Origin of the sequence: Lentzea atacamensis, assembly GCF_003269295.1 — a bacterium.
Lineage (GTDB): Bacteria > Actinomycetota > Actinomycetes > Mycobacteriales > Pseudonocardiaceae > Lentzea > Lentzea atacamensis.
This window is the reverse complement of the sequence record NZ_QLTT01000001.1, coordinates 1120682-1145050: the sequence shown is the minus strand read 5'-3', so window position 1 is coordinate 1145050 and position 24369 is coordinate 1120682. Positions and strand designations below refer to the sequence as shown.

Annotated in this window: 31 protein-coding genes; 21 read left to right on the top strand and 10 right to left on the bottom strand. The window is 69.2% G+C overall.

Going from position 1 to position 24369, the window contains the following annotated elements; all coding sequences use genetic code 11:
* Position 1 precedes the first annotated feature (1 nt).
* Positions 2-658 (bottom strand): type 1 glutamine amidotransferase domain-containing protein, encoded by a 657-nt coding sequence (locus tag C8D87_RS05435; RefSeq protein WP_112226282.1) that lies wholly within the window; start codon positions 656-658, stop codon positions 2-4.
* 56 nt (positions 659-714) lie between these two features.
* Between C8D87_RS05435 and C8D87_RS05430 the strand changes: the two genes are divergently transcribed.
* The gene (locus C8D87_RS05430) at positions 715-1608 is read left to right on the top strand and encodes a LysR family transcriptional regulator (protein WP_233441913.1); all 894 of its coding nucleotides are present in this window, start codon (positions 715-717) and stop codon (positions 1606-1608) included.
* On the opposite strand, the gene C8D87_RS45705 is transcribed toward C8D87_RS05430, so the two are convergent.
* Complete coding sequence (locus C8D87_RS45705; protein WP_170166315.1) at positions 1605-1760, bottom strand: hypothetical protein; 156 nt, start codon at positions 1758-1760, stop codon at positions 1605-1607. The genes C8D87_RS05430 and C8D87_RS45705 overlap by 4 nt on opposite strands.
* Before the next feature lie 63 nt (positions 1761-1823).
* Here C8D87_RS45705 and C8D87_RS05420 point away from each other — a divergent pair, with 63 nt between their 5' ends.
* Positions 1824-2015, top strand: coding sequence for a hypothetical protein (locus C8D87_RS05420; protein ID WP_112225753.1), 192 nt, complete (start codon positions 1824-1826; stop codon positions 2013-2015).
* Here the strand turns inward: C8D87_RS05420 and lexA are convergent.
* Positions 1995-2648 (bottom strand): transcriptional repressor LexA, encoded by a 654-nt coding sequence (gene lexA / locus C8D87_RS05415; RefSeq protein ID WP_112225752.1) that lies wholly within the window; start codon positions 2646-2648, stop codon positions 1995-1997. The genes C8D87_RS05420 and lexA overlap by 21 nt on opposite strands.
* Positions 2649-3194: 546 nt before the next feature.
* Here lexA and C8D87_RS05410 point away from each other — a divergent pair.
* From C8D87_RS05410 to C8D87_RS05395, 4 genes are all read left to right on the top strand, one after another.
* Positions 3195-3833 carry an RNA polymerase sigma factor gene (locus tag C8D87_RS05410; RefSeq protein WP_170166314.1) on the top strand — a complete coding sequence of 213 codons (639 nt, stop codon included), beginning with the start codon at positions 3195-3197 and terminating at the stop codon, positions 3831-3833.
* The gene (locus C8D87_RS05405; protein WP_112225750.1) at positions 3826-4872 is read left to right on the top strand and encodes a CU044_5270 family protein; all 1047 of its coding nucleotides are present in this window, start codon (positions 3826-3828) and stop codon (positions 4870-4872) included. The genes C8D87_RS05410 and C8D87_RS05405 overlap by 8 nt, the downstream gene beginning before the upstream one ends.
* A gap of 82 nt (positions 4873-4954) precedes the next feature.
* The gene (locus C8D87_RS05400) at positions 4955-5383 is read left to right on the top strand and encodes an SRPBCC domain-containing protein (RefSeq protein WP_109642995.1); all 429 of its coding nucleotides are present in this window, start codon (positions 4955-4957) and stop codon (positions 5381-5383) included.
* Positions 5384-5392: 9 nt separating this feature from the next.
* Positions 5393-5950 carry a TetR/AcrR family transcriptional regulator gene (locus C8D87_RS05395; RefSeq protein ID WP_112225749.1) on the top strand — a complete coding sequence of 186 codons (558 nt, stop codon included), beginning with the start codon at positions 5393-5395 and terminating at the stop codon, positions 5948-5950.
* On the opposite strand, the gene C8D87_RS05390 is transcribed toward C8D87_RS05395, so the two are convergent.
* Positions 5897-6385: a MarR family winged helix-turn-helix transcriptional regulator gene (locus C8D87_RS05390; RefSeq protein WP_112225748.1), complete on the bottom strand. Its 489-nt coding sequence runs from the start codon at positions 6383-6385 to the stop codon at positions 5897-5899. The genes C8D87_RS05395 and C8D87_RS05390 overlap by 54 nt on opposite strands.
* A 95-nt stretch (positions 6386-6480) precedes the next feature.
* On the opposite strand from C8D87_RS05390, the gene C8D87_RS05385 reads away from it, so the two are divergent.
* The 6 genes from C8D87_RS05385 (at position 6481) to C8D87_RS05360 (ending at position 11400) form a co-directional block, all read left to right on the top strand.
* Entirely contained in the window at positions 6481-7242 is a 762-nt protein-coding gene (locus C8D87_RS05385) for a DUF4142 domain-containing protein (protein WP_112225747.1), read from the top strand.
* A 9-nt stretch (positions 7243-7251) separates the two neighbouring features.
* Positions 7252-8403 carry an FAD-dependent oxidoreductase gene (locus C8D87_RS05380; protein ID WP_112225746.1) on the top strand — a complete coding sequence of 384 codons (1152 nt, stop codon included), beginning with the start codon at positions 7252-7254 and terminating at the stop codon, positions 8401-8403.
* 77 nt (positions 8404-8480) lie between these two features.
* Positions 8481-9644, top strand: a complete 1164-nt coding sequence (locus tag C8D87_RS05375; RefSeq protein WP_215732178.1) for an AI-2E family transporter — start codon at positions 8481-8483, stop codon at positions 9642-9644.
* Positions 9645-9667: 23 nt separating this feature from the next.
* A complete protein-coding gene (msrA, locus tag C8D87_RS05370) occupies positions 9668-10165 on the top strand; it encodes a peptide-methionine (S)-S-oxide reductase MsrA (RefSeq protein ID WP_109643025.1) in 498 nt (165 codons plus the stop codon).
* Positions 10144-10635: an MOSC domain-containing protein gene (locus C8D87_RS05365; protein ID WP_109643008.1), complete on the top strand. Its 492-nt coding sequence runs from the start codon at positions 10144-10146 to the stop codon at positions 10633-10635. Before msrA ends, C8D87_RS05365 begins: the two co-directional genes overlap by 22 nt.
* 45 nt (positions 10636-10680) lie before the next feature.
* Entirely contained in the window at positions 10681-11400 is a 720-nt protein-coding gene (locus tag C8D87_RS05360) for a polysaccharide deacetylase family protein (protein ID WP_112225745.1), read from the top strand.
* A 1-nt stretch (position 11401) separates the two neighbouring features.
* On the opposite strand, the gene C8D87_RS05355 is transcribed toward C8D87_RS05360, so the two are convergent.
* Together C8D87_RS05355 and C8D87_RS05350 are read right to left on the bottom strand one after the other, a co-directional pair.
* Positions 11402-12274, bottom strand: coding sequence for an SDR family oxidoreductase (locus tag C8D87_RS05355; RefSeq protein WP_112225744.1), 873 nt, complete (start codon positions 12272-12274; stop codon positions 11402-11404).
* A complete protein-coding gene (locus C8D87_RS05350; RefSeq protein WP_112225743.1) occupies positions 12274-12999 on the bottom strand; it encodes an SDR family oxidoreductase in 726 nt (241 codons plus the stop codon). The genes C8D87_RS05355 and C8D87_RS05350 overlap by 1 nt, the downstream gene beginning before the upstream one ends.
* 93 nt (positions 13000-13092) lie before the next feature.
* On the opposite strand from C8D87_RS05350, the gene C8D87_RS05345 reads away from it, so the two are divergent.
* Entirely contained in the window at positions 13093-13764 is a 672-nt protein-coding gene (locus C8D87_RS05345; protein WP_112225742.1) for a TetR/AcrR family transcriptional regulator, read from the top strand.
* 162 nt (positions 13765-13926) lie between these two features.
* Here the strand turns inward: C8D87_RS05345 and C8D87_RS05340 are convergent, their stop codons facing one another.
* Positions 13927-14673 (bottom strand): NPP1 family protein, encoded by a 747-nt coding sequence (locus C8D87_RS05340; RefSeq protein WP_233441912.1) that lies wholly within the window; start codon positions 14671-14673, stop codon positions 13927-13929.
* A 192-nt stretch (positions 14674-14865) separates the two neighbouring features.
* On the opposite strand from C8D87_RS05340, the gene C8D87_RS05335 reads away from it, so the two are divergent.
* The gene (locus tag C8D87_RS05335) at positions 14866-15372 is read left to right on the top strand and encodes a hypothetical protein (RefSeq protein ID WP_112225740.1); all 507 of its coding nucleotides are present in this window, start codon (positions 14866-14868) and stop codon (positions 15370-15372) included.
* Here the strand turns inward: C8D87_RS05335 and C8D87_RS05330 are convergent.
* Positions 15342-16163, bottom strand: a complete 822-nt coding sequence (locus C8D87_RS05330) for a siderophore-interacting protein (protein ID WP_215732177.1) — start codon at positions 16161-16163, stop codon at positions 15342-15344. The genes C8D87_RS05335 and C8D87_RS05330 overlap by 31 nt on opposite strands.
* Positions 16164-16241: 78 nt before the next feature.
* Between C8D87_RS05330 and C8D87_RS05325 the strand changes: the two genes are divergently transcribed.
* Entirely contained in the window at positions 16242-16721 is a 480-nt protein-coding gene (locus tag C8D87_RS05325; RefSeq protein ID WP_112225739.1) for a hypothetical protein, read from the top strand.
* A gap of 9 nt (positions 16722-16730) precedes the next feature.
* On the opposite strand, the gene C8D87_RS05320 is transcribed toward C8D87_RS05325, so the two are convergent.
* Positions 16731-17087 carry a MerR family transcriptional regulator gene (locus C8D87_RS05320; protein ID WP_109641630.1) on the bottom strand — a complete coding sequence of 119 codons (357 nt, stop codon included), beginning with the start codon at positions 17085-17087 and terminating at the stop codon, positions 16731-16733.
* 58 nt (positions 17088-17145) lie between these two features.
* On the opposite strand from C8D87_RS05320, the gene C8D87_RS05315 reads away from it, so the two are divergent.
* The 4 genes from C8D87_RS05315 to C8D87_RS05300 all read left to right on the top strand — a co-directional run bounded on the left by C8D87_RS05315 (position 17146) and on the right by C8D87_RS05300 (position 20498).
* On the top strand, positions 17146-17652 hold the full coding sequence (locus tag C8D87_RS05315) for a polysaccharide deacetylase family protein (protein ID WP_112225738.1): 507 nt from the start codon (positions 17146-17148) through the stop codon (positions 17650-17652).
* Positions 17653-17660: 8 nt separating this feature from the next.
* Positions 17661-19106, top strand: coding sequence for an argininosuccinate synthase (gene argG, locus C8D87_RS05310; protein WP_112225737.1), 1446 nt, complete (start codon positions 17661-17663; stop codon positions 19104-19106).
* Positions 19107-19221: 115 nt separating this feature from the next.
* A complete protein-coding gene (locus C8D87_RS05305) occupies positions 19222-19770 on the top strand; it encodes a hypothetical protein (RefSeq protein WP_112225736.1) in 549 nt (182 codons plus the stop codon).
* Positions 19770-20498 carry a DUF1963 domain-containing protein gene (locus C8D87_RS05300; RefSeq protein WP_112225735.1) on the top strand — a complete coding sequence of 243 codons (729 nt, stop codon included), beginning with the start codon at positions 19770-19772 and terminating at the stop codon, positions 20496-20498. The genes C8D87_RS05305 and C8D87_RS05300 overlap by 1 nt, the downstream gene beginning before the upstream one ends.
* A gap of 21 nt (positions 20499-20519) precedes the next feature.
* On the opposite strand, the gene C8D87_RS05295 is transcribed toward C8D87_RS05300, so the two are convergent.
* The gene (locus C8D87_RS05295) at positions 20520-21368 is read right to left on the bottom strand and encodes a LysR family transcriptional regulator (protein WP_112225734.1); all 849 of its coding nucleotides are present in this window, start codon (positions 21366-21368) and stop codon (positions 20520-20522) included.
* 69 nt (positions 21369-21437) lie between these two features.
* Between C8D87_RS05295 and C8D87_RS05290 the strand changes: the two genes are divergently transcribed.
* Both C8D87_RS05290 and C8D87_RS05285 read left to right on the top strand, forming a co-directional pair.
* Positions 21438-22298: an EamA family transporter gene (locus C8D87_RS05290; RefSeq protein ID WP_233441911.1), complete on the top strand. Its 861-nt coding sequence runs from the start codon at positions 21438-21440 to the stop codon at positions 22296-22298.
* 25 nt (positions 22299-22323) lie between these two features.
* Positions 22324-24324 (top strand): neutral/alkaline ceramidase, encoded by a 2001-nt coding sequence (locus C8D87_RS05285; RefSeq protein ID WP_112225732.1) that lies wholly within the window; start codon positions 22324-22326, stop codon positions 24322-24324.
* Positions 24325-24369 lie beyond the last annotated feature (45 nt).

Sequence of the window (24369 nt, the reverse complement as noted above, 5' to 3'; positions counted from 1 at the left end):
TCTAGATCAACGAGGCGACGCGCGAAGCGGTGGCCACCGTGGACTGCGGGTTCTGACCCGTCACGAGCCGGCCGTCGACGATCACCGTGCTCGACCACGGCGCACCCGGCGCGAGCCGTGCACCCAGCTCGGCCAGCCGGCCCGCGACCGAGTAGGGCACGTTGAGGCCGCCCTGGCGCTCCTCCTCGTCGCTGAACACCGCCATCTCCTTGCCGGCGAACACGAACGAGCCGTCCCCGCGGACCGCGCTCAGCAGCCCGGCCGGACCGTGGCACAGCGCCGCGACCAGCTTGCCGCTGTCGTGGAAGTCCGCCAGCAGCGTGCCCAGAGTCTTGTCGAACGCCAGGTCGGTCATCGGGCCGTGGCCGCCGGGCAGGTAGATCGCGTCGAAGTCCGCGGCGTTCAGCGACGCCAGGTCGGACGGCGCGCGCAGATCTTCCAGAGACGCGACGGCCTCGTCGAACGTGCCGTCGAGGCTCGCCTTGTCGACGGTCGGCACGACACCGCCGGGCGTCGCGACGGTGACCTCGACACCGGCCTGGCGCAGCACGCGCACCGACTCGACCACTTCCTCCGCCCAGAATCCCGTGGGGTGGCTCGTGCCGTCCGCCAGCGTCAGCGAGTCGGCGCCGGACACGACCATCAGTAGCTTCTTCATGGCACCCATACCATCACGAATCCTTCAAGAGCGTCGGCGGAGTCATAAGATGCCTTATGGCCGACAAGTTGACGGACCTGGATCTGCTCGCGACGTTCGTGGAGATCTACCGGGGCGGCTCGATCACCGCCGCCGCGACCAGGCGCGGGCTCACCCAGCCCGCGGTGAGCGGCCAGCTCGCCAAGCTGGAGAAGGAGCTCGGCGAACCGCTGTTCGTCAGGAGCAGCCGGGGCGTCACACCCACACCCCGCGCCGACGAACTGGCCCGCCGCGTCGGATCCCACGTCGACCACCTGCGCAACGCGCTCGATCCCGCGCCCGCCCTCGAAGGCACCGTGCGGATCGGGGGAGCTGCGGAGTTCATGACCGCCCGCGGCCTGCCCGCGCTCACCCCGCTGGTCCGGCGCGGCATCCGGTTCGAGGTCACCCTGGGCCTGGCGAACGACCTGCTCGACGGCCTCAAGACCGGGCAGCTCGACATCGTGCTGTCCGCGGTCCGGCCGGGCGCGGGACTCACCGCGACACCGTTGACCGACGAGGAGTTCCTGCTGGTGGGGCCGCCGCTGCTGGCCAGAACGGTGGACCAGGCACTTCTCGCGGTGGACCCGGCGCGTGCTCTCGAACACCTGCCGCTCGCCGCCTACTCGGACGAGCTGCCGATCATCCGCCGCTACTGGCGCAGCGAGTTCGGCAAACGTCCGAAGAACGCCGTGGCCGTCATCGTCCCCGACCTGCGCGCGGTCCTGGCCGCCGTGATCGCCGGGGCGGGCGTGTCCGCGTTGCCGCGCTACCTCGCCGAGCCCGCGCTGACCGCCGGATCCGTCGAGCTGCTGCACCAGCCGGAGATCCCGCCGCTCAACACCCTCCACCTGGTGACCCGCGGAACACCCACGCCTGCCGCACGGGCGGTCGTCGAGCACCTGCAAGAACGCGATTGGGGCGTTCTCTAACGCGGCAACCGCACGGTGAACGTCGTGCCGGCACCCACTTCACTCGCCACGGAGATCGTGCCGCCGGAGACCGCGGTGTCCGCGATGGACGCGGCCAAGCTCGGCGAGTGCGTCGTGAACGGGCCCGGGATCAGTCCGGAATGGAGGGACAAGCTCCTCGCGATGAGGCGCGACATCGCTCCGGAAGGACGTTTCGGCATTCGGAGGCACCCGCGTTGCGGCGCAAGTCGCTCGCGATCGAGAACGGCTGGACCCTGCACACCGACACGTGGACGGTGACGTGCCTCGCGGTGTGGGACGGCTGGTCGCTGGCCGTGCTGGCCCGCCACCAGGGCCGCGATCACCACGGCGCGCAGGTCTGCGCGACCGTCGCCGACCAGCTGTTCTCAGACGCTCCTGAGCACTGAAACGACGACGCCGAGGATCACTGCCTTGTCGCCGTCGATGACCGGGTAGTCCGGGTTGCGCGGCTCCAGGTACACGTGGCCGTTGCGGCGCTGGTAGACCTTGACGGTCGCTTCCTCGTCGATCATCGCGGCCACGATCTGCCCGTTGTACGCCTCGTGCGTCTGCTGGACCACGACCATGTCGCCGTCGCAGATCGCGGCGTCGATCATCGAGTCACCGCGCACGCGCAGCGCGAACACGTTGCTGCCGCGCCCGACCAGCCCGCGCGGCAGGCTCAGCACGTCGTCCACGTGTTCGATGGCGGAGATGGGCGTACCGGCCGCGATGTCACCGACGACGGGCACCGAGATCGAGTCCGCGGAGATCTGCGCGGACGCCCTCTCGTGCAGGAAGACCCGCACGTCCATCGGCCGCGTCACCGACGAGCCGCGGCGCAGGAAACCCTTGTCCTCCAACGCCGACAGGTGCTTGGACACCGAGGAGGACGACTTCAGACCGACAGCGTCGCCGATCTCGCGGGTGCTGGGGGAGTAGCCGTGCTCGACGACCCAGTCGCGGATGGCGACCAGGATCTTCTGCTGGCGTTCCGGCAGCACCGTCGTGTCGAGTTCGAGATCGTCGTAGGCGGTCATCGGCCAGATAGTAGTTATTCGGTTGCCGGACACGATCGGGTGGTCGTTTGATCAAGCGACGACATCAGCCCGGATGGGGAACCTCGTGAGGTCCATCCGCCGCGGTCGGCCGCACGGCAACGCGAACGGGCCGAGCCGGCCGCGCTGAAGCAACCGGACAACGACACGCTCCAGCTGGCGATCGAGTCACTGTCCGATGGCGCGCTCGTGGGGTCGTTGTCGACGTTCTTCGTCGACCACCGCGCCGGGCGGTTCTCTTGCGGCATCGCGCTGGGCGCCGACCACCACCGTCGCGGTGCCACTGCTGCTGAATCACGTGTTCGGCGAGCGGAGGTTGCACAAGGGCGGGGCGAATGTGTGGACGTTCAACGCGCCCTCTCTCGCACTGCACCGCAAGCTCGGCTTCACGAGGAGGGCAGGCTGCGTGACCACGAGTTCTTGCCGGCCGCCACCACGACGTCGTGCTGTTCGGGATGACGGCGCCCGAGTTCGCCGGCCGCCACCCGTTCCCGAGCGAGTTCTGATCTCCAGCCGCACCATGTGGCGGTGAGCACACGCCGGGAACGCATCTGGGGCCTGCGGCCAGGTAGGGATGTGCGAAGCGACGTGGCGCCCGTGGCGCTGACCCCTGAAGTGGCGCCCGCCGTGCTGGACGAGGCCGCGCTGCTGACCCTGTACGAGTCGACGGCCGAGCGGTTGCACCGCTACGTGGCGAGGCGTGTCGGCGCGGACACCGCGCAGGACGTGGTCTCCGAGGCCTTCCTGGTGCTGTGGGACCAGCGCGCCGGTCAGGTCTACGAGGCCGACGCCGTGCGCGCGTGGCTCTACGGCGTGGCGACGAACCTGCTGCGCAACCACGTGCGCGCGGAGGAACGCAAACTGCGTGCGTGGAGCAAGGCGCATGCGGCCCGCGTCGACGAGGGCGACATCGGTGACCGGGCGAGCGCCGTGGCGGACGCGGACCTGCTCGCCGGGCCGCTCGCCGACTGGCTCGCCGAACTGCGCGTCGAGGAACGCGAAGTGCTGCTGCTGCACGCGTGGGCGGACTTCACGCCGGCCGAGATCGCCGTGGCGCTCGACGTCCCGGTGGCCACCGTCCGCACCAGGCTGCACCGCGGCCGTGCCCGGCTGCGCACCCGCCTCGCCGCCACCGACCACGACTTCTCCGAGGACAGCCATGTCTGAGCCGACCAAGTCAGAGAGCCTCGACCGAGTGCTCGACGCGGCGCTGGCTCGTGCCGCCGACGAACCCGTGCGGTTCGACGTCGCCGCGGGCAGGAACGCGCTGGCGGCAGCGCTGAAGGCCCGAGCAGAGGAACCCGTCGTCGAGCACCACCCACGCCGCCGGGTGCGCTGGCTCGCCGCCGCGGCCGCTGTCGGCGTGCTCACCGCCGGTGGGCTGGGCGCGCTGACCATCGACAACGGCGGTAGCTCGGCGACCGCCGCCGAGGAGCTGATCCGTGCCGCCGACCTCGCCGCCCGCGTCGTCGAACGGCCCGTCGGCCCCGGTCAGTACCGGTACGTGCGCGCCAGGTACGAGGGCATCACCGTGGAGTTGGGCTCCATCAAGGCGTACACCACCGACATGGCCAACGAGGAGTGGATTCCCGCCGACCGCCGCGACGAGTGGATGTTGAAGTTCGACGTCGGCTCCGCGAAGTGGCTGCCGGGCCACGAGGGCGAAGGGGAGCCGGACGCCGGCCCGTTCAAGAACGACCCCGAGTTCCGCGGCAAGTGCGGCAAGTACTCCTACTACGCCGAAGGTCAGCCGGACCGCTGCACCACCGCCTCGTTCAGCAACCCGACGCCGGAGTTCATCGCCTCGCTGCCCAAGGACCCGAAGGAGCTGCTGGCCAAGCTCAAGGAGAACGGCGGGCCGTCGGACGCGGAAGCGCTTCAGCAAGCTCGCGAGGCGTTGCAGTCGGGGCAGTACCCCGCCGAGGTGCGGGCGAACATCTTCCGTGCGCTCGCGTTGCTGCCGGGGCTGGTCGTCACCGACAAGCGGGCGAACCTCGACGGCAAGGAGGGCGTCGCTCTCGGCATGAAGCACTACGACGACTTCATGGAGATCATCATCGACCCGGACAACGGGGACTTCATCGGCGGCAGGTCGGTCGTCGCCGAGGACCTCGGTGAGGAGGACGGCGGGTTGAAGAAGGGGACGGTCCGCGACTCCTACGCGGTGACCAGCGCGGTCGTGAACTCACTGGGCGCCCGTCCCTAAAACATGCAACCCTGGAGTTGCGCATCTTCGTGGGATGTGCAACTCTGGGGTTGCACTTGTTGGCGGACGTGGGGAGTTTGTCGTGACCGTGGACCGGATCGAACGCGAGACCCTGATCGAGGCGGCGCCGGAGCGCGTCTGGCAGCTGGTGACCGAGCCGGGGTGGTGGGTGGCCTCCGCGCCGTCGGGCACAGCTGTCGAGGGTGAGACGACGTTGTGCAAGAACGAGACGTACGGCGACTTCCCGGTGCGGGTCGAGACCGTGACGCCGCAGAGCTACGTGTCGTACCGCTGGGCCAGTGCGTTCAGCGGCGAGGAGCTGCGTGCGGGCAACACCACGCTGGTCGAGTTCACGCTGACGCCGGAGGGTTCCGGCACGCGGCTGCGCGTCGTGGAGAGCGGGTTCGCGTCGCTGGCGGGCTCGGAGGAGCTGCGCGCGAAGGCGCACGAGGACAACACGGGTGGCTGGCCCGAGGTGCTCGACGCGTTCAAGAAGAAGGCCGAAAGCTAAGTTGGGTGCGTGCCCAAGTCTGCCGACCGTGGTCGCCGCACCCGTGAACAACTGATCGAGGCCGCCGCCCAGCTCGTGGGCGAGGTCGGCTGGGGTGCGGTGACCACGCGGCTGGTCGCCGAACGCGCTGGCGTCAACGCGGCGCTGGTCCACTACCACTTCTCGTCGGTGCCGGACCTGTTGTCGACGGCCGCGCTGCAGTTCGCGGAGAGGGCGCTCGCCGAGGCCGCGGACGGGTTGCGGTCGTCGGAGCCGTCTCAGGGCATCGAGCGCATGCTTGAAGATCTCTCTCGTTTCACCGGCACGGATCCGGAGTCGTTGCTGCTGGCCGAGGCGTTCCTGGCCGCGCACCGGCTACCTGAGCTGCGGGCTTCACTCGCGGCGCTGGTCGCGGACTTCCGGGGACGCGTGGCCGAGTGGCTGCGGAGTGCCGGCGTGAAGGACGCCGACGCGATCGCGCTGTTGCTGGGCGCGGCCGTCGACGGGCTGGTCCTGCATCGCGCGTTGGACGAGTCAGTCGACTTCCGCGTGGTGGCGGGCCCGTTCCGGCGCCTCGTCGCGGGCTGACCAGCGAGGCTCGCCGCCCGCCTCCGCGAACGCGGTCAGCGCCTCGACCAGCCCCTGGCGGGTGTGCTCCGGCATGCGGGCGACGATCGCGCTGATCTCGGCCCGCCTGCGCACGGTCACGTCGTGCACGACCCGGCGGCCCTCGACGCTCGCCACGACCACGACCTCGCGTTTCGTGACGGGATTCGGTTCGCGCTCGACCATGCCGGACGCGATCAGCCGGTCGATCATGCGTTTCGCCGTCGACGGGTTGACCTCCAGCAGGTCCGCGAGCGCGGTGAGCTTCATCGGGCCGCGGCTGTCCAGCAGCACGAGCATCCGCAACTGCGGCAACGTGAGCGTCTCCTCGACGGCCGCCAGTGATCGCGCCGACACGGCGACCAGCAGGCGGGACGCGGTGAGGACCGCGTCGGTCAGGTCGTCGATCTCGCTCACCCACCCAGTTCTACAGGGTCGGCCGGAGATAACGAACCGATAAACATTGCACTGTGCAATGGTCGGCGTGCCTCGGTCTGTCCGTACCTCCCGGCATGCGGATACTGCTCATCACCCTGTTGATCGTTCTGGTGGGTGCACCGCCCGCGCTCGCGCAGCCGAACCTCGGTCCCGACCACGTCCAGACCCAGTTCGGGCCCATGGGGCCCGCCGGCCGCGACCTGCTGCAGAAGGTGGCACTCGCGGGCTTGTGGGAGGGCCCTGCAGGGCGGATGGGCCTGGAGAAGTCGGCCAGCCCGCTGGTCAGGGAGGCCAGCCGGCACCTGATCGACGGACATGCCGATCTGGACAGGAGAACGATCGAGCTCGCGCGCACGCTGAACGTGGACCTGCCGACGCAGCCCAACGAGGCCCAGCAGGGCTGGCTGAACGAGATGGCGGCCGCGCCCGCCCGCAGTGCCGAGTTCGACAGGGTCTTCGCGAACCGGCTCCGTGCCGCGCACGGTGCGGTCTACAAGTTCCTGGCCCAGGTGCGCACCGGCACGCGCAACACGGCGATCCGCGACTACGCCAAGGTCTGCATGGACACCGTGCTCGACCACATGACGGTGCTGGAGGCGACCGGGATGGTCGACTTCAACGACACCGAGGCGATCCCGTTGGCGCTGGTCGCGCAACCTTCTTCGATCGCGCCGACGCCTGTTCCTCGTGCGCCGCAGGTCATCGCGCAGAACTCGGCGCAGCGCCAGGACCAGAGCGGCGTGCCCGACGGCCTGATCGGCCTGGCCGTGCTGGCGGCGGCGGCAGTCGGTATCTGGCTGTGGAGTGGCGGGCGGAGCAGCGGGCGCGTGCGCTAGATTGGGCATATGCCTAAGTCGAGTGCCCAACGGGCGTTGGTGGTGGGAGCGGGGATCGCCGGGCTGACGACGGCGTGGTGGCTGGAACGCGCGGGCTGGGACGTCCTGGTCGTCGAGAAGGCGCCCTCGTTCCGTGCGGGTGGCTACATGATCGATTTCTTCGGGCCGGGTCACGAGGTGGCGCGGCGGATGGGCCTGCTGCCGGCGCTGGAACGGCGGCGCGCGCCGATCTCGTCGGTGACCAGCGTGGACGCCCGCGGGCGGTCGCGTGCCACGATCTCCGCCTCGGCCTACTCGGCGGTGGCGGACGGGGTGATCAGCCTGCTGCGCGGCGAGCTGGCGGAGGTGATCCTGGCCGACCTGCGGTCTCCGATTCGTCACGGCACAACGGTTTCTGCGGTCGACGACGGCCTGGTGACGTTCTCGGACGGATCCGCTGACTCGTTCGACCTGGTGGTGGGTGCGGACGGCGTGCACTCACGCGTTCGGGAGCTGGTGTTCGGGTCGTCGTTCGTGCGGTATCTGGGCCACCACACGGCGGCGTTCTCCGTCCAGGACCCGGAGTTGAGCGCGCGGATCGGCTATCGCTACCAGATGCTGACCGTGCCGCACCGGATGATCGGCTGCTATGCCGTGCGCGGTGGGGCGATGGCGGCGTTGATGCTGTACCGGTCGGACGAGCAAGCCGTGCCCGAGGATCCGGCGGCGGCGTTGCGTGATCGGTTCGGCGACCTCGGCTGGGTGGCACCCGAACTGCTTTCCGCGGTGCCGCAGGACATCTACTACGACGAGGTGTCCCAAGTGGACCTGCCGACCTGGCATCGCGGCAAGGTCGTCCTGGTCGGTGACGCGTGCGGGGCAGTCTCGCTGTTCGCCGGCCACGGGGCGTCCCTCGCGATGACCGGCGCGTTCGTGCTGGCCGAGGAGCTTGCGGCCGGCACGGACGGCGCTTTCGAGCGCTACCAGACGCGGATGAAGCCTGCCGTCGCGCACACCCAGGAGTTCGGGCGTCGTTTCATCGGCTGGATGGCGCCGTCGTCGACCTGGCGCATCTCGTTGCGGGACTGGGCTTTCCGTCTGTCCGGGTTGCCGGTGGTGCGGAACCTGATCCGCGGCTCGGTCGCGCCGGACGTCGACGGCGTGCTCCACCGCGCGTCGTAGGCCGCGCTGCACGGCTCGGCCGAGGGCTGGCGGCATGTCCGTTACCCGTTCGGGCTAGATCAGGACAGACTGTCCGCGTGGAACGGGAACGCAGGTGGGCGGACAAGGGTGAGGCGATCGGGCACGGCGTGAGCTGGCTCGCGCGGTGGAGTCTGCGGGTGGCGCTGGCCGCGCTCGGCTTCTGGATGGTCTTCTGGATCATCGGGAAGATCTGGGTGGTCGTGATGCCCGTGCTGCTCGGGTTGCTGATCACGACGGTGCTGTGGCCGCCGGCCAGGTGGCTGATGTCGAAGGGGCTCAACTCGGCGCTGGCGGCGACGATCGTGCTGGTCGTCGGGCTGGTGGTGCTGGGAGGCGTCATCGCGGCGATCTCCACGTCCATCGCGTCCGGTGTGCCGGAGATCGCGAAGAGCGCCACCGAGGCGGTGCAGCAGGCGCAGAAGTGGGCGTCAGGGCCGCCGCTCAACCTGGCCGACACCGATCTCGACCGGTTGATCGCCCAAGGGGTCGAGCAGGTCAAGTCGAGCATCGGGTCGATCGCGAGCGGGCTGCTGACCGGGGCCGGCGCGGTGACGTCCGGTGTCGTGACCGGGCTGGTGGCGTTGTTGCTCGCGTTCTTCTTCGTCAAGGACGGCATGCGGTTCACGCCGTGGCTGCGCGGCCTCATCGGCGAGCGCGCGGGCGGGCACGTCACGACGGTGCTGGAGCGGATCTGGGTGACGCTCGGCAGCTTCATCCGCAGCCAGGCGGTCGTGTCGCTGATCGACGCGGTGTTCATCGGGCTCGGCCTGGTGATCCTCGGGGTGCCGCTCGCGATCCCGCTGGCCGCGCTGACGTTCCTCGGCGGCTTCATCCCGATCGTCGGCGCGTTTATCGCCGGTGCGCTGGCGGTGCTGGTCGCGCTCGTCAGCAACGGGCTGACCACGGCGATCATCATGCTGATCATCGTCATCGTCGTGCAGCAGGTCGAGGGCAACGTGCTGCAGCCCATCCTGCAGTCACGCGGCCTGCGCCTGCACGCCGCCGTGGTGTTGCTGGTGGTGACCGCGGGTACCTCGTTGTACGGCATCGCGGGCGCGTTCTTCTCCGTGCCGGTCGCCGCCGCGGTGGCGGTCGTCCTGCGCTACCTGGGCGAGGTCATCGAGGCGCGCTCGGTGCCCGTGACGGATTCGGCGCCCGTAATGGACACGTCACAAGTTGACGGGGATGAACCGGGCAAGACCGAACGTTCTGCTGAGTGAACACCGAGCAGAGGAGAACCACTGTGACGGAGAAGGCTGTTCTCGCGGGCGGCTGCTTCTGGGGCATGCAGGACCTGTTCCGCCGCCACCCCGGAGTCGTCTCCACCCGCGTCGGCTACACCGGCGACCCCAGTACGCCCAACGCCACCTACCGCCGCCACGGCAACCACGCCGAGGCCATCGAGATCGTGTTCGACCCCGAGCAGCTCAGCTACCGGCAGATCCTGGAGTTCTTCTTCCAGATCCACGACCCGTCGACCCGCAACCGCCAGGGCAACGACATCGGCGCCAGCTACCGCTCGGCGATCTTCTACACCGATGACGCGCAGAAGCAGGTGGCCGAGGCGACCATCGCCGACGTCGACGCCTCCGGCAAGTGGCCGGGCAAGGTCGTCACCGAGGTGACCCAGGCGACGGAGTTCTGGGAGGCCGAGCCGGAGCACCAGGACTACCTGGAGCGCTACCCCAACGGCTACACGTGCCACTACGTGAGGCCGGAATGGCAGCTCGGCGAGAGGTAGAGATCGTCGCACTGCACGTCTCAGCCGTGCACGCCTTCGAGGGCCGTCCGTCGGACGGCCCTCGTCCCGATCCCGAGCCGGTCGGCCGGGACCACGTGGAGCTGCGGGCCGGACTCGGCATCGTCGGCGACAGGTTCTTCAACCACCCCGCCCACCACAACGCGGCGGTCACGGTGATCGCGGCCGAGTCGCTCGACCCGTGGCCGGTGGATCCGCTCGTGGCGCGGCGGAACATCGTGGTGCGCGGGTTCGACGTGGACGCACTGGCTCGCGGCACCGTGTTCAGCCTCGACACCGGTGCCGGGCCGGTGCGGTTCGAGGTCCACCGGCCGGCCAGCCCGTGCGCCTGGATGGATGTGGTTGTCGCGCCGGGCGCGCTCAAGGCGTTGCGCGGGAAGGGCGGCAAGCGGTGTGTGCCGCTCGATGACGGGGTGTTGCGGGTTGGCCCGGCTGTGCTCGTCCTGGGTTGACGGGGTGCCGTGCAACCTGAAAGCGGTCCTCGTCATAGTGATCACATGAAGTGGTTACGCCGCAAGCCAACGATCATCACCGCGATCAGCCTCGTCGTCGTCCTGACGGCCGCGGTCGTGCTGTGGAACGTCAGCAGCTCCCGCACCTTCCAGTTCTTCGGTGAGCTGGTGGACCGGGTGGAGACGAACGAGAAGGTCGTGGCGCTCTCGTTCGACGACGGCCCGGACCCCGCCGGCGCCCAGTACGTCCTGGACACGCTCGCCGCGGAACAGGTCCAGGCCACGTTCTTCCTCATGGGCCGCGACCTCGCGAAGTACCCCGATCTCGGCAAGAAGATCGCGGCAGCGGGGCACGAGATCGGCAACCACACCTACAACCACCAGCGGATGGTCGGTGTGCTGCCCAGCACCGTGGTCAAAGAGGTCGAGGACACCGATGCCGAGATCCGCAAGACCGGCTACCAGGGCGACATCCACTTCCGCCCGCCCAACGGCAAGAAGCTCTTCGCGTTGCCGCACTACCTGAGCGAGCACAACCGCAAGACGATCATGTGGGACGTGGAACCGGACTCCGCGGGCACGCCCACCGCGCAACAGATCGAGCGGGAGACCCTCGACCGCACCAAGCCGGGCTCGATCATCCTGCTCCACCCCATGTACGTGACGCGCAACGACACCAGGCAGGCCCTCAAGCCGATCATCGCCAAACTGAAGGAGCGCGGCTTCCGGTTCGTCACCGTGTCCGCGCTCCTCGACCAAGCCTGACTCAGATCAGGTCGGCCAGCTCCACCCGGCGAAGGAACTCGCTGCGGACCCGGTCCGCCACCTTGTTCACGACCTCGGCGCCGTCGTCGGACGGATCGATGTGCACGCGGAACGGTGGCTTCTCCGCGTCGACGACGTCCACGATCGCGTCAGCGACGGCCGAGACGGAGGCCCACGGCGGCTCCAGCTCGGCGAGGCGAGCACCCACCTGGTCCATCAGGCCGGGGTAGAGCTCCTCGTAGGCCTTGGCCACGTCACCGTCGGCGGGCGTGCCGCTGTGCGCGAAGTGGTTGGTGCCGTGGGTGAACGCGCCCGGCACGACGATCGTGGTTTCGATGCCGAACCGGAGGAGCTCGGCGCGGTACGACACCGCGACAGCGTCCATCGCCGCCTTGGCCGCGAAGTACGGCGCCAGGTACGGGGGAGTGCCGCCACGTGTCGAGCTGGAACCCACCCACACGACGTGCCCGGAACGCCGGCCGCGCAGGTGCGGCAGCGCGGCGCGGTTGACCCGCTGTGTGCCGAGGACGTTGACGTCGTACAGGGCCGCGTACTGCTCCGGGGTGAAGGCCTCGGCCGGGCCGGTGACCATGTGGCCGGCGTTGTGCACGACCACGTCGAGGTGGCCCTGCTCGGCGATGATCAGCTCGATCGCCGCGTCGGCCGAGGCCTGCGACTGCACGTCGAGCTCGACGGCGTGCACGTCGGCGTTGTTCTCGGCGCCGAACGCCCCGAGCTCGGCGACGGCCGGCGCGTTGCGGCCCGTGGTCTCCCGCATGCCGGCGTAGACGGTGTGGCCCGCGCGAGCCAGTGCCCGCACCGTCAACGCGCCGAAACCGCTGGATGCTCCCGTGACAACGATGACCTTGCCCATCAGATGATGCCTCCGTTCGCACGAACGACCTGACCGTTGATCCAGCGGGCGGGGCCCGCCAGGAAGGAGATGACCTCGGCGATGTCCTCCGGCGTGCCGATGCGCTCGAGCGGTGCCTGCTTCGCGAGGTTGTCGATCGTCGCCTCGTCCTTGCCCTCCAGGAACAGGGCGGTGGCGGTGGGGCCGGGGGCGACGGCGTTCACGGTGATGTCACGGCCGCGCAGCTCGCGGGCCAGGATCAGCGTCAGCGCCTCGACACCGCCCTTCGTCATGGCGTAGGCGCCGTACTGCGGGAACCGCAGGCCCACGACCGACGACGAGACGTTGATGATCGCGCCGCCGTTGCGCAGCTTGCGGGCCGCCTGCTGGGACACGACGAACGTGCCGCGGCCGTTGGTGCGCTGGATGCGGTCGAAGACCTCCAGGTCCATGTCCGCGACCGTGCCCAGCGGCATGATGCCGGCGGAGTTCACGACGACGTCCACGCCGCCGAACGTCTCCGCGGCCAGGTCGAACGCGGCGGCCACGGCGACCTCGTCCGCGACGTCGGCCTGTGCGGCGATGGCCTGGCCACCTGCCGCCTTGATCTCCTCGGCCGCCTTGTCTGCCTCCACCTTGTTGCCGGCGTAGACGATGACGACGGCCATGCCGTCCGCGGCGAGACGCTCGGCCGCTGCCCGTCCGATGCCCCTCGACCCGCCGGTGACGATCGCAACCCGAGTCATAACAGTGCTCCTAGCTGGTGTTTCCGTCGCTAACACCAACAACGTATCACCGATATCGAATCGACGCTACCTATCGCGTGTTATCGTCGTTACATGGACACGAGAGAGCGGTTGGTGAAGGCTGCGGCCGACCTGCTGATCGAGGGCGGCAAGGAAGCTGTCTCCACGCGCGCGGTGGCGTCGGCGGCGGGTGTGCAGGCGCCGACGCTGTACCGGCTGTTCGGGGACAAGGACGGCCTGCTCGACGCCGTCGCGGCCTACGGCTTCTCCGACTACCTCGCGACCAAGCACGCCATGGGCGCCAGCGACAACCCGGTCGACGACCTGCGTCGCGGGTGGGAGCTGCACATCGGGTTCGGCCTGGCGCGGCCCGCGTTCTACCTGCTGATGTACGGCGAACCGCGCAAGCGCGAGGCGCGGATGGAGGCGGACGCGATGCTCCGCGAGATCATCAGCCGCATCGCGGCGGTGGGCCGGTTGAAGGTCCCGGTCGAGCAGGCCGCGCAGTTCGTGCACGCGGCGGGCATGGGCGTCGTGCTGTCGCTCATCGCGACGCCGGAACCCGAACGCGACCTGGAGCTGATCACGTTCTCGCGGGAGCAGGTGATCAGGGCGATCACGACGGACGTCTCACCGGACGAGCCGACGGACATCCCCAGTCGCGCGATCGCGTTGCGCGTCGCCTTGGAGGAGGACCCGCCCCTGATGCTGTCTCCAGCGGAACGGGCCCTCCTGGCCGAATGGCTCGATCGCGTAGCGAAGTAGCCAGTGGCGCGTCCCGGAACGGTGGCGAGGTGATTCACGCTCAGCAGGGCACCTCGCGGCACCGCCCCCGCGCCCCCGTACAACCAGTACGAGGACGCGGGGCCGGCACCACGATGCACCCGTCTGACCGCGAATTCCCCGGCAACCTTCCGGGTCACCCCACTAGGCGTTCGGGTCGAACGGGATCCCGGCCGGCTTGGCGATGGCGAGGTTGTGGTTGAACGCGCCGTCCTTGATCGCGAGCGACGCGCTGCCGAAGTTGGCGTTCACCAGGATGTCGCGCACCCCGGCCGGGAAACGGTCCCAGCTGACCAGGTCGGGGTACTGGTAGACGCCGTAGTGGTTCTCGGCCTGCTCGTTGAAGCCCGCGAGCCGGAAGCAGTGCGTGCTGGCGCCGTCCTTGTGGTAGATGATCTTGGCGTGGGTGCCCTCCCACGCCACCTTGTCGCGCGAGTAGGTGCTGTACTTGCCGTGCGCCGACGTCGAGACGTACTGGGCCACGTCGTTCTGCACCCAGATGATCACGTGTTCGATGTCGTGCCGGTGGCCGCAGCAGTCCCAGCCCGGCACGGCCTGGTCCTTCTCGAAGTACAGGTCGTACAGGTAGGCGCACCAGCCGTTGTTGCACTTGGAGCGGCTGTAGGAGTTGGTGTTGTCCAGGTCGGACCGGTCGTGGCAGTTGCCGTTCAGCGCGCCCGAGTTCTTCAGGCCCGTCGCCACCTGACCGGTCGGCGAGATCGCCGGGGTCGGGTAGCAGCCGTCGCCGTCGTAGTCGAACGCCGGCTGCCACTTGCCGTCCTCTGCCGCGTGGTTGGCAGGGATCGCCTGGGGCGGATCAGCCCACGCGACGGCGGGCAGCAGAGTGGTGATCAGGAGCGCGCCGGTCAGCGCGGGCAGGAACTTCCTCAACAGGGGCCTCGATTCCGGTGAGCAGGGGTGGCGGAGAGGCTTGCGAGGCAGAAGGTGGTACATGAACAGCGTTCACGTCTAGATGGTTCGCCGAATCTTTGCCGTACCGGGAAATTCATTCATGGTCCGGCGACGTCCCGTACACGCCTGAACTCGATCAAGAACGTCGCTCCGAACGACGGTGGGGATCCGGTGAAGCTCGTCGCGGCCTCATCTCTGACCGAGGCCGAACTCGCGCGGGCGCGGCAGATCTACTTCGACGGCTTCGCGCCGCACCTGCGCGCTTCCTTCGACGACGACCTGCTCGCCGACACCGCGCTGGTGCTGGTGGACGCGAAGCCGCTGGGCCTGGCGGTGCTGCGGGTGCTCGCCGACACCGGCTGGGTCTACCTGCGCTACTTCACCGTGGGGGAGAAGGGCCGCGGCCTCGGCGCGCGCCTGTGGACGCACCTGCGTGACGAGATGACCGTTGCGGGGTACACCCGGATCATCTACGACGTCGAGGACCCGGCCCAGCCCGGCATCGGCCCCGCGGCGGAACTGGTCAGGCACCGGCGCATCGCCTTCTACCAGCGGATCGGCGCTGTGCTGGCGGTGTACGAGCACCGGTACGGCATGGCGGCCACCGACCCCGTCGTGGCCGAGACGCTGCGGCTGAGCGGCCTGTCCTACAGCCGGGCGGACCCGACCTTCCAGTAGCCGCTGAACATGACCGCCTTCCGGTCCACCCCGCGGTCCTTCACCAGAAGCCGCCGCATCCCGGTCGCGAGCCCCGACTCACCGCACGCCCACCCGTAGTCCACCGTGGAGAGCGCCTTGCCCGCGATCGCCTTCAGCACCGCGGACCCCGGCTCGTCCGCACCGCGGAACACCCACTCCACGTCCAGATCAACCCGGTAGGACTCGTCGGGCACCTCGACGAAGACCTGCACCGGCCGCGTCTCGTTCTCGAGAATCGCGGACAACGCCGGCAACGCGGTCTCGTCGGCCACGAGCAACACCGAGCCGTCGGCAGGTGGCCGGTACGCCGACCCGCCCGCGCGGAAGCCCGCCTTGTCGCCCGCGATGGCACGGCGAGCCCACCGCGTGCCCGGCCCCGCGTCACCGTGCAGCACGAAGTCGACGTCGATCTCGGCGACGGCGGGCCGGTGTGCGCGGATCGTGTACCAGCGCAGGTCGGGCCGCACGTCCTCCGGCATGGCGCGCAGCGCCGAGCGGACGTTGATCCGGTCGTCGGCTGGCATGACCAGTTCGCGGCCGGTCGCCACCATCAGGCCGAAGTACTCGTCGGGGCCCGTCAGCTCGAACGAGGCGAACTCCGGCGCGTGGAACGTCACGCGCCTCATGTGCGCGCTCAGCTCCGTCACCGCCGTCGCGGTCATGACGAACTGGTCGAAGACCTCGCGGCGGTTCGCGGGGGCCATCACCAGCTCGGCGGCCTTGGTGGCGGCCTTGAGCGCGAACCTGTCGAGGGCGGAGTAGCGCGACATGCCGAGCAAGGTACACCTTTGGTTAGGCTTGCCTAAACCCTCGGGCGGAAACGGGGGATGACCGGCAGACTGCCTGTCATGTTTCCGAGGACCGCTCAGCAGCAGTGGTGGTTCGCCTCGCCGGAGGAGAAGAGCCGGAGTCAGGCGATCGGCCTGCGGCTCGCGATCGCCTATCACGAACGGGACGCCGAAAGCGTCCAACGGCTGCTGCCCGAGGACGACGACGAGATCCGCCTGGTGATGGGCTCGCTGGAGAACGGCCTGCTCGCGCTCAACCAGTTCTACCCGCCCGGCTCGCCGGACGAGGTGTGGGAACGCGTCACGCCGATCATCGACGCCGCCGCGCCCAAGGGTGTGGGGCTGCGGACGCGCGCGCTGCTCGCGGCGATGTCGCACGCCATGTACAACGTGACGCTCGGCGAGATCTACGAGCGCAAGGAACAGGATCCGTACACCGGTGCGCACCTGTTCGCGGCCATCACCGCGATGCGCGCAGACGAGCACGAGGGTGGCCTCCAGCGCTTGCAGGACAAGGTGAACGAGCTCGACCAGGACTAGCGCGCTGTGCTAACCCTCCGCGGCTTCGATCACGTCGTCGAGCACGGAGCGGGTGTTCTGCAGGTCGGCGATCATCCGGTCGATCCGCTCGCGTTCCTTCCTCAGGTCCGCGACCAGCGCGGGGATGGGGATCTCGCACGGCCGGCCGTCGCGGTCGCGAAGGAACGGCAGCATCAGCGCGATCTTCTTGCTGGACAGCCCGGCCGCGAAGAGCTCCTGGATCCTGATCACCCGGTCCACCGCCCGCTCTGAGTACTCGCGCTGGCCGCCGGCCGTGCGGGTGGACGTCAGCAGGTCCTGCTGTTCGTAGTAGCGCAACGACCGTTCGCTGACGCCCGTGCGTCGCGCGAGTTCGCCGATCTTCATCGTCGCCTCCACGTCAGAGCTTGAACCTGACACGCATGTCAGGTTTTACCGTCCGGCCATGACGAGGGACAAGCAGGCGGTGTACATCCTGCTCGACATCACGAACGACCACGGCTGGCGTGACTACAGCGCCCGTGTCGGTATCTGGCACACCATCGACGCGTTCGACCACAACGGCATCCGCGCCAGCGTCCCGGTGACCCGCGCGGCCGTCGAGCGGTACCCGCAGCTCATCACGGCCGGTGAAGCGCGCAACTGGGTGTGGCTCGCGAGCGAGATCGAGGCGATCGGTGCCATCGAGCGTGCGACCGGCACGCCGCCACGCGGTTGGTGCGGGCAGTCGCCGGTGCCTTCCCCGCTCACCTACGACGTCGGCTGCCTGGACGCCCGGCCTGTTGTGCTGCGGCCGTTCACGCCGGGCTGGCCGCTGCGCTACAAGCACCTCGGCCAGGCCCTCGCCCGCCTCGCGGCCGAACCCGATCTGTGGCTCACCACCTGCGACGACATCGCTGAGGCGCAACTAACAGACACCCCGACGTGCATGTCCATACATCGTCGTGCATAATTCTCAACGTGTCCAAGGTGCTCACTTCACTTCCCGCCGGCGAACGCGTCGGCATCGCCTTCTCCGGTGGTCTCGACACCTCCGTCGCGGTCGCGTGGATGCGTGAGAAGGGCGCGGTGCCGTGCACGTACACCGCGGACATCGGTCAGTACGACGAGCCTGAGATCGAGACGGTCCCCGGCCGCGCAGGCACCTACGGTGCCGAGATCGCGCGGCTCGTGGACTGCCGCTCGGCGCTCGTCGAGGAGGGTCTCGCGGCGCTCGCGTGCGGCGCGTTCCACATCCGCTCCGGTGGCCGCGCGTACTTCAACACCACCCCGCTCGGGCGCGCCGTCACGGGCACCATGCTCGTGCGCGCCATGCTCGACGACGACGTCCAGATCTGGGGCGACGGCTCGACCTACAAGGGCAACGACATCGAGCGGTTCTACCGCTACGGCCTGCTCGCGAACCCGTCGCTGCGGATCTACAAGCCGTGGCTCGACGCGGAGTTCGTGACCGAGCTCGGCGGCCGCAAGGAGATGTCCGAGTGGCTGCTGCAGCGCCACCTGCCGTACCGGGCTTCGACCGAGAAGGCGTACTCGACCGACGCGAACATCTGGGGCGCGACGCACGAGGCGAAGTCGCTCGAGCTGCTCAACGAGGGCATCGAGATCGTCGAGCCGATCATGGGCGTCAAGTTCTGGGACCCGTCGGTCGAGATCGCGACCGAGGACGTGACGATCGGCTTCGACCAGGGCCGCCCGGTCACCATCAACGGCAAGGAGTTCGGCAGCCCCGTCGACCTCGTGCTGGAGGCCAACGCCATCGGCGGCCGCCACGGTCTTGGCATGTCCGACCAGATCGAGAACCGCATCATCGAGGCGAAGAGCCGCGGCATCTACGAGGCGCCCGGCATGGCGTTGCTCTACATCGCCTACGACCGGCTCGTGAACGCGATCCACAACGAGGACACCGTGGCCGCGTACCACAACGAGGGCCGCAAGCTCGGCCGGTTGCTGTACGAGGGCCGCTGGCTCGACCCGCAGGCGCTGATGATGCGCGAGTCGCTGCAGCGCTGGGTCGGCTCCGCGGTCACCGGTGAGGTCACGCTGCGGCTGCGGCGCGGTGACGACTACTCGATCCTCGACACGGCCGGTCCGGCGTTCAGCTACCACCCGGACAAGCTGTCGATGGAGCGCACCGAGGACTCGGCGTTCGGCCCCGTCGACCGCATCGGCCAGCTGACCATGCGCAACCTCGACATCGCGGACTCGCGCGCCAAGCTGGAGCTCTTCGCGGCCCTCGGCATGGTCGGCACCCGCCAGTCGGCGCTCATCTCCGCCCAGGCCGAGCCGACGAAGCTGATCGGCGAGGTGCCGGACGGCGGCGCCGAGGCCATCGCCTCGCGCGGCACCGTCTCGGAGGCCGACGAGCTGCTCGACTCGGCGGCGATGGAGTCGGGAACGGACTGATTTCCCCGCTTCCGGCCCCTTCACCGGGGCCGGGAGCTGGCCTGCTCTTTCGTGTCGATCATGGGGGTGGGCACGGCCCGCTGTTCGTCTGCATCCGGCAGCGGGCTCGCCGGGAGTGCGCGACAGCCACATCGGCGGGCCGATGCTGTGGCCCGCCGACAGCTTCGGCGTCCCCGTCGCGCTGACCGGCGCACTGCAGTTGTTCGCGCGGGACTTCCCCGAGCTGCCCTTCCCCGGCGGCACCGACCTGCTCCAGGTCCTCATGTGCCCGCTGGAGCACGTCGACGAGGAGACCGACCACTCGGACCGTGCGTGCGGCTCTTCTGGCGATCATCCGCTGTCACGGACGTTCTCGCCGTCGTTCCCGAACCCGCGACGAACAGCCCGTGGGCGCGGGGGACTGGCCGCCGGTCGCGAACGGCAGCAAGGTCGGTGGGCGTTCTGGTGGCAGACCTCGCCGTTCGGGCTGGAGTGCCCCGCCTGCGGTGCGGACCGCCGCCTTCTGCTAGTTCTTCACACCCACGAGGAACTCGAGAACGAGCTGTGCTCCTGTGAGGTCGCCGAACGGGCGGTCGTCGGGTGGGAGTTCGGCCAGGAGGGCGCATTGAACGTGTTCGCGTGCACACAGGATCTCCGGCACCCGATCAAGCTGCACGTCGACTGATGGCGTCGAAGGAGGATTTCACGCGGCCGGCCGTGCTGCTGAACCCGCTGGCGGGGGAGCCGACCGACGCCGACAGCCACATCGGCGGCCCGATGCTGTGGCCGATCGACGAGCCGTGGCCGTGGTGCGACGGCGAGCGGCACGACCCGGAGTCGCCGGGTGTTCCCGGCGCGGGCATCGCCGGCATCGGGATGCCGTTCGTCGGCGCCGTGCAGCTCTACCGGCGCGACTTCCCGGAGCTGCCGTTCCCGGAGGGGACGGATGTGCTGCAGGTGTTCCTGTGCACGCTGGAACACGCCCTCGACGACTGTTACGGCCCGGACGTGCGCCTGGTGTGGCGTGACTCCACCTCGGTGGTCGAGCTGATCGAGGAGGAGCCGGAACCACCGGTGCGGGAGGAGATCTACACCCCCACGGTCAACGTGCTCGAGCCGATCCGGTTCACGGAGTACGCGCACTCGTTCGACCGGCCGGAGGAGTTGCGGGACGAGGACTGGCCGGAGACGTCGGCGGGCACGAAGATCGGCGGCTGGACGTGCTGGTGGCAGTCCGGTCCGATCGAGTTCACCTGCCCGGAGTGCGGCTCGGTGCAACGGCAGATGCTGGCGCTGGCCACGAGGGAGCCGTCTGGTGAGGACGTCGAGTGGTCGTTCGGGCGCGACGGGAACCTGAACATCCTCACCTGCCCGCAGGACGTTCAGCACCCGATCCGGCTGTGGATCGACTGAGGGACCGGCGCTGCTGCGCCCTCACCTCCGATAGGCCTCGCACGCCAGCGTGACCAGGTCGTTCAGGTGCTGCGGCGGCTGGTCCCTCCACCACGCGAGCCACACCGGGATCGGCGGCGCGTCCTGCACCGCGCGATAAGCCACGCCGGGCCGCGGGTTCAGGCTCGCGGTGGCCTCCGACGTCAGGCCGACGGCCTGGCCCGCGGCGATCAGCGTCAGCCACTCGTCGACGCCGTGCGTGTTGCGGACGACGGCAGGTGCGGCACCCGGCTGCCACAGGTCCAAAGTGGTCGTGCCGGTCCGGTCGTCGACCGCGATGCCGTACCGCGCGAAGTCGGCCAGCTTGAGCGAACGCTTGCGCGCCAACGGGTTGTCCGTCGCGACCACGCCGTAGCGGCGCTCGGTGCCGAGCAACGCTGTTTCGAAGCGCGGATCGTCGAGGGCCTTGCGCACCACCGCCACGTCGGCGGTGCCCTCGGCGAGACCCGCGGTCAGCGAGTTCGCGTGGACGAACACCAGCGGCAGGTCGGGATGTTCGGCGGCCCAGGCCTTCTGGACGCGCCGGGTGTGCTTGCCCAGCGCCGCCCAGGCGTAGCCGATCCGCAGCTCGGTCTGCGACTGGGACGCGATCCGGTGCAGGTGCGCGACCTCGTCCAGCACCCGCCGTGCGCCGGCCAGCACCTGCGTGCCGGTCACCGTCAACGCCACGTGCCGCGTCGACCGTTGCAGGAGCCGCACGCCCAGCGAGGCCTCCAGCGCGGCGACGGCTCGCGACACCGACGCCTGGGTGAGGCCGAGTTCCCTTGCCGCGTCGGTGAACGTGCCCGCGTCCACGACCGCGACGAACGCCCGCAGGTGTCGCAGATCCATGCGTTCAGCGTATAGCTGGAACGGCTCATGCATTTCCCGTATCAACGCGGAAGCCGCAGGCTGACCGGTATGAGGAGCCTCGGTGGATTCGCCACGATGACCGCCAGCGCGGCCAGCAGCCAGTTCGGCGCCGCGGTGGGTGCCCACGCGTTCGCCACGATCGGGCCCGCGGGTGTCGTGGCGGTGCGTCAGCTCGTGGCCGCCGCGGTACTGCTCCCGATGGCCCGGCCGAACCTGCGCAGCTTCACCTGGGCGCAGTGGTGGCCGACGATCGCGCTCGGCCTGGTGTTCGCCACCATGAACCTCAGCCTCTACACGGCGGTCGACCGGATCGGCCTGGGTCTCGCGGTCACGCTGGAGGTGCTCGGGCCGCTCGCCGTCGCGCTGGGAGGCTCGCGCACCAGGAGGGACGCCCTGTTCGTGCTGATCGCGGCCGTCGGCGTGTACGTGCTGGTGCTGCCAGGCCCGAGCAGCGACTACGTCGGTATCGGCGCCGGACTGCTCGCGGCGGCGTGCTGGGCCGCGTACATCCTGCTCAACAGCCTGGTCGGGGCCCGGTTGCCCGGACTGCAGGCGCCCGCCGCCGCGACCGCGATGTCGGCGACGCTCTACGTCCCGGTCGCGGTGCTGCTGGTGCTGCACGGGAAACTGACCGGGATGTCGATCGTGTACGCGATCGGCGCGGGACTCTTCTGCAGCGTGGTGCCGTACGCGGTCGATGTGATCGCTCTCAGGAAAGTGCCCGCGCGCCTGTTCGGGCTGGCGATGAGCGTTCACCCGGTGCTCGCCGCGCTCGCCGGGCTGATCCTGCTGGGGGAGCGGCTCGACGTCCACCACTGGGCCGGGATCTTGCTGGTCGTCACGGCCAATGCACTCGCAGTCACTTGCTCGAAGTGGCCTGGATCACCTACCGTTCAACGGGAAATGTGAATCACCTTCACTTAGTGGGGTGTCCATGCGGACTGCAGTCATGACGGTTGTCGCCGCACTTGCGGGTGCGGCCCTGGTCAGCGGCCCGTTCGCGTGGGCCGAGCCCGAGCCCTACCTCGTCGGCAGGGGCATCTCCGACGTCACCGGTCCGGCCGCCGAGAACGGCATGATGGGCTACTCCAAGTTCGACCAGAAGACGACGGGCATCCACCAGCGGCTGCGTTCGCGGGCCTACGTCGTGGTCGACCGGGCGACGAACAAGCGCGTCGCGTACGTCAACGCCGACCTCGCGATGATCTTCCGTGCGGTGCAGGAGGGCGTGCTCGGCAAGCTGCAGGCCAAGTACGGCAGCACCTACACGCGCGAGAACCTGTTGCTGTCGGCCACGCACACGCACAGCGGCCCCGGCGGCTACTCGCACAACCTCGCCTACAACCTCTCGATCCTCGGCATGCAGCCGCAGGCTCTGGCGGCGGTGGTCGACGGCATCACCGAGTCGATCGTCGAGGCGCACGACGACCTCAAGCCCGGTTCGATCAGCCTCGGCATCGGCGAACTGACCAACGCGAGCGTCAACCGGTCGCGCGTCGCGTTCGACCGCAACCCCGACAAGGGTTTCTTCCCGCAGGGCATCGACCCGCAGATGACCGTGCTGAAGTTCAAGCAGTCCGGCGACGACGTCGGCGCGATCAGCTGGTTCGCCACGCACAACACGTCGGTGACGAACGCCAACACGCTGATCAGCCCGGACAACAAGGGTTACGCGGCCTACCAGTGGGAGCACGACGACGAGGGCGTGCGGTACCTGGACAACACCGCGGGCTTCGTGGCGGCGTTCCCGAACACCAACGCCGGCGACATGTCGCCCAACCTCAACCTGAAGCCCGGTTCCGGCCCCACCGAGAACGAGTGGGAGAACGCCCGCATCATCGGTGAGCGCCAGAACCGCAAGGCGCAGGAGATCTACCGCGGTCCTCAGCAGGCCGTGAACAGCGGCGTCGACTACCGCATGCGGTTCGTGGACATGTCGACCGTGCAGGTCGAAGGCCGCTTCACCACCACCGGCCAGCCCGGCACGACGTGCTCGGGAGTCGTCGGCGCGTCGACGATCGCGGGCAGCATCGAGGACGGCCCGGCGATCCCCGGCTTCTCCGAGGGCATGCAGTCGCCGCTGAAGAAGCTGTTCGAGCCGCTCAACATGGAGGTGCCGGAGTGGCTGAAGTCGTGCCAGTACCCGAAGGCCTCTTTGGTGCCGACGGGTCTGGTCGCCGCGACGCCGAACGTTCTGCCGCTGCAGATCGTCCGAATCGGACAGTTGCACCTCGTCGCGGTGCCCGGTGAGGTCACGATCACCGCGGGCCTGCGCATCCGCAAGACGGTCGCCGCCGAACTCGGTGTGCCCGTGCAGCACGTGCTGATCCAGGGCTACGCCAACGACTACAGCCAGTACGTCACCACGCCGGAGGAGTACGACTCGCAGCAGTACGAGGGTGGCTCCACGCTGTTCGGCCGCAACACCACACCCGCGTACCAGCAGGAGTTCGGCAAGCTCGCGGCGTCGATGAAGAACGGCACAACGCTGCCCGCCGGTCCGACGCCGGGCAAGCCGCCCTTCACCGACATCAACCTCCAGACCGGTGTCGTGCTCGACGACAAGCCCGCTGACAAGAAGTACGGCGACGTCCTGAGCTCTCCGAAGTCGTCCTACGCGCGCGGCGAGACCGTGACGGCCGTGTTCGTCACCGGGCACCCGAAGAACAACCTGCACCGCAACCGCACCTTCCTGGAGGTGCAGCGGCAGGTGAACGGCCAGTGGACGCGCGTGGCCGACGACGGTGACTGGTCCACGCGCTACAAGTGGGAACGGGTCGGCATCGCGTTCTCGAACGCCACGATCACCTGGCAGATCCCGGCGGACACGCCCGCGGGCACCTACCGGATCCTGCACCACGGCGACGAGAAGAGCGGCTGGACCGGCAAGATCACCGGCTTCACCGGCGCGACCGCGTCCTTCACGGTGGGCTGAGGTTATTCCCGGCGGCGGTGAGGCGACAGTTACGTTGTGCGCGAT